This window comes from Microbacterium sp. 22242, assembly GCF_052045495.1.
Classification (GTDB): domain Bacteria; phylum Actinomycetota; class Actinomycetes; order Actinomycetales; family Microbacteriaceae; genus Microbacterium.
Window position 1 is genome coordinate 1 of record NZ_JBQEOZ010000022.1, and the last position, 13,868, is coordinate 13,868.

The window sequence follows — 13,868 nt, forward strand, 5'->3', positions numbered from 1 at the left end:
TGTCTGGGTTCACGACATAGGCGACAGGTGATCGGCGACACGTGAGTCGCGTCATAGGCGACAGACTCAGGCATGTCGAAGCATCGCGTCGTCGTGTTGAAGATCATCGCCGGACAGCTCACAGTGACCGCCGCTGCGTGCGAGTACGGGCTCTCCCGCCAGTATCTCCACGTGCTGCTCGCCCGCTACCGTAAAGAGGGATTGGATGGCCTCGAGCCACACTCGCGCGCTCCGCTGACTTCGCCCCAGACGACGACCACCCGCGTCCGCGACCGTGTCATCGAACTGCGCCAACAGCTGACCTCGAACGGGCTCGATGCCGGCCCGGTCACGATCGCCTGGCATCTGCGAGAAGAAGGCCTACGAGCCCCGTCGACGTCCACGATCCGCCGGATCCTGCACACCGCTGGGCTGGTCACCCCCGAGCCGCGCAAACGCCCCCGTTCCTCCTACCTCCGTTTCGAAGCCGCCCGACCGAACGAGACCTGGCAGTCCGACTTCACCCACTGGCCCCTCGCGGACGACACCGACGTCGAGATCCTGAACTGGCTCGACGACCACTCCCGAAAACTGCTGTCCTGCACCGTCCACCACCCCGTCACCGGCGACGACGTCGTCACCACGTTCCTCACCTGCATCGACACCCACGGGCCGCCCGCGTCCACGCTCACCGACAACGGACGCGTCTACACCGCCCGACACGGAGGAGGCAGAAACGCCTTCGAATACACGCTCGCCGCGCTCAGCATCGTCCAGAAGAACGGTTCCCCGAACCACCCCCAGACCCAGGGCAAGATCGAACGCTTCCATCAAACCCTGAAACGCTGGCTCGCCGCCCGTCCCCGCGCCCGCACCGCGGCCGAGCTGCAGACCCAACTCGACGAGTTCCGCGAACACTACAACACGCGCCGACCGCACCGCGCGCTCGACGGAAGAACCCCGGCCGACACCTACGCCGCCTCCCCAAAAGCCGCCCCCACCGGGACCCCAGACACGGACCGGACGCACTACCGCCTCCGCTACGACCACGTCGCCGCCGACGGGAAGATCAGCTTCCGCCGCGCCGGGCGCATGCACCACCTCGGCATCGGCACCACCCACCGAGGCAAACGCGTCATCATCCTCGCCGACGAACACAGCACCACCGTGATCTCCCTCAACACCGGAGAGATCATCGCGACCAACACCATCGACCCAAGCAAAAGCTACTGGCGCAACAACGAGAGAGAGCCCGGCCGATGGCCGGACTCTCTCTCGTAACTTGTCACCTATGTCGCGACTCAGATGTCAACTATGTCCCGACTCATCACAGGGTGGCGAGTGAGGGATTCGAACCCCCGAAGCATTCCGCGGCTGATTTACAGTCAGCTCCCTTTGGCCGCTCGGGCAACTCGCCAATGCACGCCCGTCCCGCTTTTCCAGCCGACCGGGGGCGCGATGTTCAAGCATACCCGGCGGATCCGGTCACCGGAAATCGAGTGCCGCGTCCGGCGCTCAGGTCGCGATCCGAGCCAGTCGCTCCTCGAGACCGAACCAGTCGGGGGCCGCCGCGTGCGCCGTCGGCGGGTCGGGCAGCAGGCGCACCGGGGAGTGCCGATAGGTGCCGGCGACGATCGGCGCGGGAAGGAGCAGCGGTGCGGATGCACCAGGGCCGTCCGCTCCGGGCGTCGCGGTCACGGAGGCCTGTCCGCGGGTCGTGCCGGTCTGCGGTTGCCTGGCGCCGTGGCGCTCCTCGGCCGCGTCGCCCTCGTCCAGCACGGACTGCTCCGGGGCGGCCGCCCCGCTCAGCCCGAGTGCCCGCAGCACCTCGTCGCGGTCCTCCTCGACCGTCGCGACCTCGCGATCGCGGAGATCCACGATCACGTCGGCCTCGGCCTGCGCGGCCAGCGAGCGGCGGGTGTCGGCGAAGGCCGGCTCGCTCCGGCGCCGCTCGGCCTCAGATCCGGCCTCGGAGACGCTGTCGCCCACGACCCGGCGGCGCGGCGTGCCCTCGGCCGTCGGGACGGGCACGAGCCGGATCCCGCGATCCTGCAGCGCTGCACGGATGCGCTCGCCGTCCGCGTCCTCCCCGGCCGGCGACACCACCGTGAGGTCGAGCCCGTGCCCGAGCAGGGCGTTCGCCAGCTCGACGGCATCCCCGGTCACGGTCTCGCGCATCCCGTGGGCATCGCGGATCTCGTCGACCCTGGCCTCCCCCAGGATCACCACCCGGTGCTCGGTCATGCCGCCTCCTCTCCGCGGATCCGCTGTGGAACCTCCCAGGGTACTCCCGAGCCCCGGACGGTCCCGGAAGCCCTATCCTGGCGCCATGAAGACACGCAGCGTCGCGGTCGCCCTCGCCGCCCTCGTCCTCGCCGGCGGGCTCACCGCCTGCAGCGCGCTCTCCGGTCCCGACTCGAGCACATCGCCGTCCCACAGCGGCTCGGCGGCGTCCGGCGGCGGCTCGCCCCGCCCGTCCTCCCGCTCCAGCTCCACCCCGTCGCCCACGCCGACGTCCGCGGCGCTGCCCGCGGACTGCCGGGCGATCCTGTCCGCCGAGGTGCTGGCGCAACTCGGCTCGACGCCGCTCAACGCACCCTCGTTCGGGCCGAGCGGCGTGCAGAAGGACGGCAGCCTGATCTGCATCTGGGCCGACCCGAAGGCGGACACCTCGAACGTGACCACCACGATCAGCCGGAAGTACCGCGGCGAGGCGCTGGACCTGCTGAACGGGCTCGTGAAGACCGGCGGCTACACCTGCTACACGCCGGACAAGGGCACGCGCTGCGAGAAGGAGTGGCCGGATCCGAAATACCCGGTCACCGACGGCCGCACGCTCTTCTGGCGCGACGACGTGCTGATCGACACCCGCTACTCGAACCTCGCCCCGAACGGCTACACCTCGAGCATCGTCGCGCACGTCTTCGGCTGATCGGATCCGATCCCGGACACGGGAAAGGGCCTCGGATCCGAGGATCCGAGGCCCTTCCGTCAGACGACCAGGCTCAGTTGTACGTGCCGGGGGTGATGTCGTCGGTCGAGAACGCGTCGAAGTCGACGTAGCCGAAGTCGCCGTCGGCGTACGCCCCGTCGGATGCGAAGATCCGGTTCGGGTAGCGCTCGCTCTTGGCCTCCTCGGTCGCCTCCACCGTGATGTCGCGGTAGCGACGCAGGCCGGTCCCCGCGGGGATCAGCTTTCCGATGATGACGTTCTCCTTGAGGCCGACCAGCGGGTCGCTCTTGCCCTCCATGGCGGCCTGCGTGAGCACGCGGGTCGTCTCCTGGAAGGACGCGGCCGACAGCCACGACTCAGTCGCGAGCGACGCCTTCGTGATACCCATCAGCTCCGGGCGACCGGACGCCGGGCGCTTGCCCGCCGCGACGGTCTCACGGTTGACGTCCTGGTAGCGACGGGCGTCGAGCATCTCGCCGGGCAGCAGGCCGGTGTCGCCGTGGTCGACGACGGTGACCTTGCGCAGCATCTGGCGCACGATGACCTCGATGTGCTTGTCGTGGATCGGCACGCCCTGGGAGCGGTACACGCCCTGCACGCCGTTGACGAGGTAGCGCTGCACCTCGCGGGCGCCCATGACGCGCATGACCTCCTTGGGGTCGAGCGTGCCGACCTGCAGCGGCTCGCCGACGGAGACGTGCTGGCCGTCCTCGACGAGGAGCGTCGCACGCTTCAGCACCGGGTAGACCACTTCCTCGTCACCGTTGTCGGGCGTGAGGATGACCTTCTTGGACTTGTCGGTCTCCTCGATCGTGATGCGGCCGTCGGCCTCGGCGATCGGGGAGGCGCCCTTCGGGGTGCGGGCCTCGAAGAGCTCCTGCACACGCGGCAGACCCTGGGTGATGTCGTCCGCCGACGCGGATCCACCGGTGTGGAAGGTGCGCATCGTCAGCTGCGTTCCGGGCTCGCCGATCGACTGGGCCGCGATGATGCCGACGGCCTCGCCGATGTCCACGGTCTTGCCGGTGGCCAGCGAGCGGCCGTAGCACTGCGCGCAGACGCCGACGGCCGAGTCGCAGGTCAGCACCGAGCGGACCTTGATGGTCTCCACCCCGAGCGCGACGAGCTTGTCGATGAGCACGTCGCCGACGTCCTCACCGGCGGTCGCGAGCACCTCGCCGGCCTCGTTCACGACGTCGGACGCGAGCGTACGGGCGAACACCGAGTTCTCGACGTTCGCGTCGCGGACCAGCTCGCCGGCCGAGTTCGGCGCGGCGATCGGCAGCTCCAGGCCCTTCGACGTGCCGCAGTCGTCCTCGCGGATGATGACGTCCTGCGAGACGTCCACCAGACGACGGGTCAGGTAACCCGAGTCGGCGGTGCGCAGTGCGGTGTCGGCGAGACCCTTGCGGGTACCGTGCGTGGCGATGAAGTACTCCGCCACCGACAGGCCCTCGCGGTACGAGGAGATGATCGGACGCGGGATGATCTCACCCTTGGGGTTGTTCACCAGGCCGCGCATACCCGCGATGTTGCGGATCTGCAGCCAGTTACCACGGGCGCCCGAGGACACCATGCGGTTGATGGTGTTGTCCACCGGGAAGTTCGCCCGCATCGCGGCCTGCACCTCGTCGGTCGCCTCGGTCCAGATCTTGATGAGCTCCTGACGACGCTCGGCGTCGGTGGTGAGACCCTTCTCGTACTGCGACTGGACCTTCTCGGCCTGCTTCTCGTACCCGGCGACGATCTCGGCCTTGTTCGGCGGGGTGAGGATGTCGCTCAGGGCGACGGTCACACCGGAGCGCGTGGCCCAGTAGAAGCCGGCGTCCTTGATGCGGTCCAGCGCCGCCGCGGTCTCGACCTTCGGGTACTCCTCGGCGAGCTTGTTCACGATCTGCGACAGCTTGCCCTTGTCGGCGACCTCCCGCACGAACGGGTAGCCCTTCGGCAGGGTGTCGTTGAAGATCGCCTGGCCGAGCGACGCGTCCACGAGGCCGTGGCGCTCGTAGCCCTCGGGAGCCTCGCCCTCGAGGAAGGTGAGGCCGGGGATCCGGATCCGCACCTTCGCCTGCAGGTCGAGGGTGCCCTCGTCCTTCGCCAGGATCGCCTCGCCGACCGAGCCGAACACGCGACCCTCGCCGGAGGCGCCCTCCTTGACCGTGGTCAGGTGGTGCAGGCCGATGATCATGTCCTGCGAGGGCAGGGTGACCGGACGGCCGTCGGACGGCTTCAGGATGTTGTTCGACGCGAGCATCAGCACGCGGGCCTCGGCCTGGGCCTCGACCGACAGCGGCAGGTGCACGGCCATCTGGTCGCCGTCGAAGTCGGCGTTGAACGCCGTGCACACGAGCGGGTGCAGCTGGATCGCCTTGCCCTCGACGAGCTGCGGCTCGAAGGCCTGGATGCCCAGGCGGTGCAGGGTGGGGGCGCGGTTCAGCAGCACCGGGCGCTCGCGGATGATCTCCTCGAGCACGTCCCAGACCTCGGGACGGGCGCGCTCGACGGCGCGCTTGGCGGCCTTGATGTTCTGCGAGTGGCCGAGGTCGATCAGGCGCTTGATCACGAACGGCTTGAACAGCTCCAGAGCCATCTGCTTGGGCAGACCGCACTGGTGCAGCTTGAGCTGCGGGCCGACGATGATGACCGAACGGCCCGAGTAGTCCACGCGCTTGCCGAGCAGGTTCTGGCGGAACCGGCCCTGCTTGCCCTTCAGCATGTCGCTGAGGGACTTCAGCGCGCGGTTGCCGGTGCCCGTGACGGGACGACCGCGGCGGCCGTTGTCGAACAGCGCGTCGACGGCCTCCTGCAGCATGCGCTTCTCGTTGTTGACGATGATCTCGGGCGCACCGAGGTCGATCAGGCGACGGAGGCGGTTGTTGCGGTTGATCACGCGGCGGTACAGGTCGTTCAGGTCGCTGGTCGCGAAGCGGCCACCGTCCAGCTGCACCATCGGGCGCAGCTCCGGCGGGATCACCGGAACGACGTCGAGCACCATGGCGGCCGGGCTCATGCCGGTCTCCAGGAACGAGTTCACGACCTTGAGGCGCTTGATCGCGCGGATCTTGCGCTGCCCCTTGCCCTCCGAGATCTGCAGGTGCAGCTTCTCGGACTCGGCGGCCAGATCGAACGCCGCGAGGCGCTTCTGGATCGACTCCGCGCCCATGTGGGCCTCGAAGTACTGACCGAAGCGGTCCTGCAGCTCGTGGAACACGTCGTCCTCGGGGCGGAGCGCGCCCACCTCGAGCGTGCGGAAGTCCTCCCACACGCGCTCGAGCTTGGCGATCGCCTCGTCGGCACCCTTGCGGATGAGCGACATCTCCTTCTCGGCGGCGTCCTTGACCTTCTTCTTGGCGTCGGCCTTGGCGCCCTCGGCCTCGAGGGCCGCGAGCTCCTCCTCCAGCTTTGCCAGGCGCTCCGCGATCTTCGCGTCGCGGCGGTCGCCGAGCGTCTTCAGCTCGAGACGGATGTTGTTCTCCTGGGTCGCCAGATCGCGGTGACGCGCGTCCTCGTCGACCGAGATGACCATGTACGCGGCGAAGTAGATGACCTTCTCGAGGTCCTTCGGCGCCATGTCCAGCAGGTAGCCGAGGCGCGAGGGCACGCCCTTGAAGTACCAGATGTGGGTGACGGGCGCGGCGAGCTCGATGTGGCCCATGCGCTCGCGGCGGACGGAGCTCTTGGTGACCTCCACGCCGCAGCGCTCGCACACGATGCCCTTGAAGCGGACGCGCTTGTACTTGCCGCAGGCGCACTCCCAGTCGCGGGAGGGCCCGAAGATCTGCTCGCCGAAGAGGCCGTCCTTCTCCGGCTTCAGCGTGCGGTAGTTGATGGTCTCGGGCTTCTTGACCTCACCGTAGGACCACTTGCGGATGTCGTCGGCGGTGGCCAGACCGATGCGAAGCTCATCGAACGTTGTTGCGTCGAGCACTAGTTCTCCTGTGTCTCAATAAATCTGTTGATTGCGGGCCGCGCGGGCCCGTCGAATCGGTTCTGGCTCAGATCTCGTCGATCGAGGCGGACTCGAAGCGGCTGGAGATGTTGATCCCCAGCTCCTCGGCGGCGCGGAAGGCCTCGTCGTCGGTGTCGCGGAGGTTGACCGCGGTGCCGTCGGCCGAGAGGACCTCGACGTTCAGGCAGAGCGACTGCATCTCCTTCATGAGCACCTTGAACGACTCAGGGATGCCGGGCTCCTGGATGTTCTCGCCCTTGACGATCGCCTCGTAGACCTTGACGCGGCCGAGGATGTCGTCGGACTTGATCGTGAGGAGCTCCTGCAGCGCGTACGCGGCGCCGTAGGCCTCGAGCGCCCACACCTCCATCTCACCGAAGCGCTGGCCGCCGAACTGGGCCTTACCGCCGAGCGGCTGCTGGGTGATCATCGAGTAGGGGCCCGTCGAGCGAGCGTGGATCTTGTCGTCGACCAGGTGGTGGAGCTTCAGGATGTACATGTAGCCCACGGAGATCTGCCCCGGGAACGGCTCGCCGGAGCGGCCGTCGAACAGGGTGGTCTTGCCGGACGAGTCGATCAGGCGCACGCCGTCGCGGGTCGGCAGCGTCGAGTCCAGGAGACCGGAGATCTCCTCCTCGCTCGCACCGTCGAACACCGGGGTCGCGACCTTGGTGCCGGGGGCGACGTCGAACGCCTCCTCGGGCAGGCGCGCGGCCCACTCCGGGTTGCCCTCGACCTTCCAGCCCTGCGCGGCGATCCACCCGAGGTGGGTCTCCAGCACCTGGCCGAAGTTCATCCGGCCGGGGATGCCGAGCGGGTTCAGGATCACGTCGACCGGGGTGCCGTCGGCGAGGAACGGCATGTCCTCGACCGGCAGGATCTTCGCGATGACGCCCTTGTTGCCGTGGCGGCCGGCGAGCTTGTCGCCCTCGGTGATCTTGCGCTTCTGGGCGATGAAGACCACGACGCGGCGGTTCACGCCGCTGCCGAGCTCGTCGTCGCCGTCCTCGGCGTTGAACTCCTTGACCGCGATGACGGTGCCCTGCTCGCCGTGCGGCACCTTCAGGGAGGTGTCGCGGACCTCGCGGCTCTTCTCGTTGAAGATCGCGCGGAGCAGGCGCTCCTCGGCGCTCAGCTCGGTCTCGCCCTTCGGCGTGACCTTGCCGACGAGGATGTCGCCGGGGCGGACCTCGGCGCCGATGCGGATGATGCCGCGCTCGTCCAGGTCCTTCAGGAGCTCCGGGCTGACGTTGGGGAGGTCACGGGTGATCTCCTCCTTGCCGAGCTTGGTGTCGCGCGAGTCGACCTCGTACTCCTCGATGTGGATCGAGGAGAGGGTGTCGTCCTTCACCAGGTCCTGGCTGAGGATGATCGCGTCCTCGAAGTTGTGACCCTCCCACGTCATGAACGCGACCAGGAGGTTCTTGCCGAGCGCGAGCTCGCCGTCCTGGGTGGCGGGGCCGTCGGCGATGACCTCGCCGACCTCGACGCGCTCACCGGCCGAGACGACGACCTTCTGGTTGTACGAGGTGCCGTGGTTGGAGCGGTCGAACTTGCGCAGGTAGTACTCCTGCGTGCCGCCCTCGTCGAGCATGACGACCACGCGGTCCGCGGACACCTCGGAGACCACACCGGCCTTGTCGGCGGTCAGGACGTCGCCGGCGTCGATCGCGGCGTAGCCCTCCATGCCGGTGCCGACGTACGGCGACTCGGAGCGGAGCAGCGGCACGGCCTGGCGCTGCATGTTGGCGCCCATGAGTGCGCGCTGCGCGTCGTCGTGCTCGAGGAACGGCACGAGTGAGGTCGCGACCGACACCATCTGGCGCGGGGAGACGTCCATGTAGCCGATCTCGGAGGGGACGAACATGTCGACCTCGCCGGATCCGCCCTTCGGACGGGCCAGGACGTGCTCCTCGATGAAGCGGCCGTCCTTGTCGAGCGGCGCGTTCGCCTGGGCGATGTTGTAGTCGACCTCTTCGGCGGCGGTCAGGTAGTCGATGTGCTCGGTGACCTTGCCGTCGACGACCTTGCGGTACGGCGTCTCGATGAAGCCGAACGAGTTGATGCGCGCGAAGGTCGCGAGCGATCCGATCAGGCCGATGTTCGGGCCTTCCGGGGTCTCGATCGGGCACATCCGGCCGTAGTGCGAGGGGTGCACGTCGCGCACCTCGACGCCGGCGCGGTCGCGGCTCAGACCGCCGGGGCCGAGGGCGGAGAGGCGGCGCTTGTGGGTCAGACCCGCGAGCGGGTTGTTCTGATCCATGAACTGCGACAGTTGCGAGGTGCCGAAGAACTCCTTGATCGCCGCCACGACGGGGCGCACGTTGATCAGGGTCTGCGGCGTGATCGCCTCGATGTCCTGCGTGGTCATGCGCTCGCGGACGACGCGCTCCATACGGGACAGGCCGGTGCGGACCTGGTTCTGGATGAGCTCGCCGACGGCGCGGATGCGACGGTTGCCGAAGTTGTCGATGTCGTCGGTCGCGAGACGGATCTCGGCCTTCTTGCCGCCGCGGACCCCCTCGAAGGTCTCCACCCCGGCGTGGATGCGCACCAGGTACTTGATGGTCTCGACGATGTCCTTGACCGTCAGGACGGACTCGTCCAGCGGCAGGTCGAGGCCCAGCTTCTGGTTGATCTTGTAGCGACCCACCTTGGCCAGGTCGTAGCGCTTGGCGTTGAAGTAGAAGTTGTCCAGCAGCGCGCGGGCGGCCTCGGCGGCGACCTGCTCGCCCGGACGGAGCTTGCGGTAGATGTCGCGGAGCGCGTCCTCCTTGGTGAGGATCGTGTCCTTCGCCAGGGTCTCCTCGATGGACTCGAAGCCGGCGAACTCGGCGAGGATCTCCTCGCTGGTCAGGCCCAGCGCCTTCAGGAACACGGTGACGGACTGCTTGCGCTTGCGGTCGATGCGCACGCCCACCTGGTCGCGCTTGTCGATCTCGAACTCGAGCCAGGCGCCGCGCGACGGGATGACGCGGGCGGACACGATGTCCTTGTCACTGGTCTTGTCGGCGGTCTTGTCGAAGTAGACGCCCGGGGAGCGGACCAGCTGCGAGACGACGACGCGCTCGGTGCCGTTGATGATGAACGTGCCCTTGGCGGTCTGCAGCGGGAAGTCGCCCATGAAGACCGTCTGGGTCTTGATCTCACCGGTCTGATGGTTCATGAACTCGGCCTCGACGTAGAGCGGGGCCGCGTACGTCTTGCCGCGCTCCTTGCACTCCTCGATGGAGTACTTCTCGGGCTCCAGGTACGGGTTCGTGAACGAGAGCTGCATGGTCTCGCTCAGGTCCTCGATCGGGGAGATCTCCTCGAAGATCTCCTCCAGGCCGCTGGCCTGCGCCAGGTCCTTGCGGCCGGCTTTCTTGGCCTCGGCGACCCGCTGCTTCCAGGCCTCGTTGCCGACGAGCCAGTCGAAGGACTCGGTCTGCAGGGCGAGAAGGTCGGGGACCGTCAGCGTGTCGGAGATCTTGGCGAACGAGAGACGGGAGTGCCCGCGTCCGTTCTTCGTGGTGGTGGGGGTGGATGCGTTGCGAGCAGCAGCCAAGGGAATAACCTCCGTGAGCCCCGAAGGGCTTCTCGATTCCTCTGTCGTCAGGTGGAGTGCGCCGCGTCACACGGCCGCACGCCGAAGGCGCTCCGGAAAAGGAGCGAGGACGTACGGAGTCTGCCGACCACCATATGAGGGCAGGGAGGAGCGAGGCGCAAATATCAACTATAGGCCGGATCGGACGACATGGCAAGCGCGATTCTTGACCTTCTGCCCCGAACGGGGTATAACCGCCCGCTCCGGCGCGAGCCCGGGGTCAACCCCGAGCGCCTGTCAGCACCTCGCGCGCGATCTCGGCCCCGATCCGGCTGCTTGCGAGCACGCCGACGACCGGAAGCGGACCCGCCCGGCCCGCGAGGCCCGTGTTCACCACGGCGGCGCCCGGATCGGCTGCGGCGACGCGGGCCACGAGCGCCTGCTGGGTCTCGTCGGCGTCGAGGCGGTCGACCAGCACGACCAGCCGCGCACCGACGCGCGCCGCGGCGGCCACGGCCTCGCGGATCGCTGCCGTGACCTCCGCCGTCGTTGCCCGGGCCGTGTCGATCCGGCACGACCATCCCCGCCCGGCGAGCACGTCGACCAGGGAGGACCCGTCGCTGTCCACCGCGAGGGTGGCGCGGCTCCGCGCGTCGAGCACGACGAGGCCGCGGGCCGGAGCGCCGAGCCCGCCCTGCACGCGCACCGCCCGGCGCACGATGGCCGCGGCGTCGTAGGCGTCCGCAGCGGGCCGGTCCGCGGCGGACGGGGGCGCGTCCTTCTCAGCGGCGAGGATGCCCGCGAGCCGCGCCACGCGCGCGGCCGCCTCGGCGACGCGTTCCGCGCTCAATGCGCCGTCCTGCAGCGCCTGCACGATCGCGTCGCGCGCGGCGCGGAAGTCGCGCTCGTCCTGATCCGGCGCGGCTGCCGGCCCGGGGTTGGTCGGGTTCCCGACGCAGAGCAGGTCGGCGCCCGCGGCGAGCGCCTGCACGGCGCCGCCGCCGATGCCCGCCGACTCGCGGATCGCGGCCATGTCGAGGGCGTCCGTGATGATCACGCCGTCGAAGCCCTCCGTCCGCAGCATCCCGAGCACGCGCGGGTTGAGCGTCGCGGGCAGGTCCCCCCAGGCGGGCACGACGATGTGCGCGGTCATCACCGCCCGCACTCCGACGGCGATCGCGGCACGGAACGGGGCGAGGTGCACGCGTTGGATCTCCGCGGGGTCGAGCTCGATGCGCGGCAGGCCGTGGTGCGAATCGACGTGGGTGTCGCCGTGTCCGGGGAAGTGCTTCACGCAGGCGGCGACGCCGGCGGACTGGATCCCCTCGACCTCGGCGGCGGTGTGCCGCGCGACGAGCCCGGCGTCGGCGCCGAAGGCGCGCACGCCGATCACCGGGTTGCGCGGGTCCGTGTTCACGTCGGCGACCGGGCCGAGGAGCAGGTCGGCGCCGGCGGCCCTGATCCGCCGCCCCAGCTCGGCGCCGGTCGCCCTGGTGGCCTCGAGATCGTCGAGCGCGCCCAGCTGCGCGGCGCCCGGAACCGTGGAGCCGCTCGCGGCCTCGAGGCGGGTGACGCTGCCGCCCTCCTCGTCCACGCCGATCAGCGCGTGCGGGTTGGCGGCGCGGATCGCGGCGCTCAGGGCGGGCAGCTCCGGACCGACGTTCTGCGCGAAGTACACGACCCCGGCGAGCCCCGCGCGCAGCTCGCGGCCGAGCCAGGCGGGCAGCGCGGTGCCGAGGAAACCGGGCCAGAGCACGCCGTTCGCGAGGCGTTCCAGGTCCTCCGTCGCCGGGGACGGGCTCATCCCTGCCCCGCCTCGGGAAGGGGAACGAGGACCACCCGGCCGCACGACGGCGGTTGTGCGGAGACGATCATGACCGGGATGCTACGCCAGCCGGTTCCGGAACACTTCCCGCCGAGAAGCCCCCGCTCCCGGACCCGTAGGCTCGGACGCATGGGGCGATCGCGCGCGAAGGACACCGAGAACCCGGCAGTGCGGCTGGGATCGGGCGGGATCGCGCGGGTCGTCCCGGCAGAGTTCGGCGGCGGCTTCGAACTGCTCATCGACGAGACGCCGCAGTCGCATGTGGACCTCGCCGATCCCACTCATCTGCACTTCGAGTACATCGTGCGGATGGGCGCCCTGATCGATCAGCTGCGCGCCCCCGGCGAGCCCGTCGCCGCCGTGCACCTGGGCGCGGGGGCGATGACGATCCCGCGCTACATCGCCGCGACCCGGCCAGGATCCCGGCAGCAGGTGATCGAGCTCGAGGCCCCGCTCGTCGAGCTCGTGCGCGAGCAGCTGCCGCTGCCTCGCGGAGCGGCGATCCGGATCAGGATCGGCGACGCCCGCGAGGGGGTGCGCCGGCTGCCGCCCGCGCTGACCGGCCACGCCGACCTCGTCGTCGCGGACGTCTATTCCGGTGCGCAGACGCCCGCGCACCTCACGAGCGTCGAGTTCTACCGCGAGCTCTCGGCACTGCTCGCGCCGGACGGCGTGCTGCTCGTGAACGTGGCGGACGGGCCGGGCCTCGCGTTCGCCCGCCGCCAGGTCGCGACGATCGCCGCGGTGCTGCCCGAGGTCGCGATCCTCGCCGACGCGCAGATCCTGAAGGGCCGCCGCTTCGGCAACCTCGTGCTGGCGGCCTCGAAGGCGCCTCTGCCCGCCGACGCGCTGCCGCGGATCCTCGCTGCAGGACCGCACCCCGCCAAGCTCGCGCACGGCGCCGAGGCGACCGCGTTCGCGAAGGATGCGGCCATCGTCACGGACGCCACGGCGGTCGCGTCGCCGCGGCCCGACGCCGGCGTGTTCCTGCGGTGAGCCGTCCGGGTTCGGCGGCGCGCCAGCGGCCCTTCCGCGATGCCGGGCATCGGCGGGCAGACTGGATCACACGGAATGCGGAACGGGAAGGAACGGTCGCGTGGGCTTCATCAAGGGATACGACCCGGACTCTCTCCGTGAGCTGGTCGACCCGGCCGAGTGCGAAGGGCGTCTCGCCGAGATCGAGCAGCAGCGCAGCCTGCCGTCGATGCTCGAGCGGGTGTGGCTGCTGAAGGTCCTCGGCCGCTTGGACGAGGCCCTCGTGCTCGCGGACGAAGCCGTCCGGCAGGCGCGCATGGCCGGCACCCGGAAGGACCTGATCCGCGCCAGGGTGCTGCACGCCACCGTGCTGCAGTACCGCCGCGCCCACGCCGCGGCCGACCACGAGCTCGCCACGTGCGTGGCGGAGGCCGAGGGTCAGGGGTGGATCGCGATCGCCGCATTCGCGCATCAGCACCAGGGCCGCAACGCGTTCGAGGCCGGCGACTACGAGCAGGCGAGGGAGAGCTTCAAGCGCACCGTGTTCCTGCGCCGTGAGGCAGGAGCGGACGACTCCGCGCTCGAGGCCGCGCTGCTCGCGATCGAGACGGTCGAGCGCCGCCGCGATCCCATCGCGGTCAACGGCTGAGCCGCCATCCAC

The 13,868-nt window shown here is 69.6% G+C and carries 8 protein-coding genes and 1 tRNA gene; 4 read left to right on the forward strand and 5 right to left on the reverse strand.

The window, feature by feature from the left end; genetic code table 11:
* The first annotated feature begins 72 nt into the window (after positions 1-72).
* Complete coding sequence (locus ACTJJZ_RS16870; protein ID WP_440719109.1) at positions 73-1,260, forward strand: IS481 family transposase; 1,188 nt, start codon at positions 73-75, stop codon at positions 1,258-1,260.
* A 54-nt stretch (positions 1,261-1,314) separates the two neighbouring features.
* Here ACTJJZ_RS16870 and ACTJJZ_RS16875 read toward each other — a convergent pair.
* A tRNA-Tyr gene (locus ACTJJZ_RS16875) sits at positions 1,315-1,396 on the reverse strand.
* A 98-nt stretch (positions 1,397-1,494) separates the two neighbouring features.
* On the reverse strand, positions 1,495-2,223 hold the full coding sequence (locus tag ACTJJZ_RS16880; protein WP_440722349.1) for a hypothetical protein: 729 nt from the start codon (positions 2,221-2,223) through the stop codon (positions 1,495-1,497).
* 85 nt (positions 2,224-2,308) lie between these two features.
* On the opposite strand from ACTJJZ_RS16880, the gene ACTJJZ_RS16885 reads away from it, so the two are divergent.
* A complete protein-coding gene (locus ACTJJZ_RS16885; RefSeq protein ID WP_440722350.1) occupies positions 2,309-2,911 on the forward strand; it encodes a hypothetical protein in 603 nt (200 codons plus the stop codon).
* 73 nt (positions 2,912-2,984) lie between these two features.
* Here the strand turns inward: ACTJJZ_RS16885 and rpoC are convergent, their stop codons facing one another.
* From rpoC to ACTJJZ_RS16900, 3 genes are all read right to left on the reverse strand, one after another.
* Positions 2,985-6,860, reverse strand: a complete 3,876-nt coding sequence (gene rpoC, locus ACTJJZ_RS16890; protein WP_440722351.1) for a DNA-directed RNA polymerase subunit beta' — start codon at positions 6,858-6,860, stop codon at positions 2,985-2,987.
* A 67-nt stretch (positions 6,861-6,927) separates the two neighbouring features.
* Positions 6,928-10,428: a DNA-directed RNA polymerase subunit beta gene (gene rpoB, locus ACTJJZ_RS16895; protein ID WP_440722352.1), complete on the reverse strand. Its 3,501-nt coding sequence runs from the start codon at positions 10,426-10,428 to the stop codon at positions 6,928-6,930.
* 259 nt (positions 10,429-10,687) lie between these two features.
* On the reverse strand, positions 10,688-12,211 hold the full coding sequence (locus tag ACTJJZ_RS16900) for a glycoside hydrolase family 3 protein (RefSeq protein ID WP_440722353.1): 1,524 nt from the start codon (positions 12,209-12,211) through the stop codon (positions 10,688-10,690).
* 150 nt (positions 12,212-12,361) lie between these two features.
* On the opposite strand from ACTJJZ_RS16900, the gene ACTJJZ_RS16905 reads away from it, so the two are divergent.
* Both ACTJJZ_RS16905 and ACTJJZ_RS16910 read left to right on the forward strand, forming a co-directional pair.
* Positions 12,362-13,228, forward strand: coding sequence for a spermidine synthase (locus ACTJJZ_RS16905; RefSeq protein WP_440722354.1), 867 nt, complete (start codon positions 12,362-12,364; stop codon positions 13,226-13,228).
* Positions 13,229-13,328: 100 nt separating this feature from the next.
* Positions 13,329-13,856, forward strand: coding sequence for a hypothetical protein (locus ACTJJZ_RS16910; protein WP_440722355.1), 528 nt, complete (start codon positions 13,329-13,331; stop codon positions 13,854-13,856).
* Positions 13,857-13,868 lie beyond the last annotated feature (12 nt).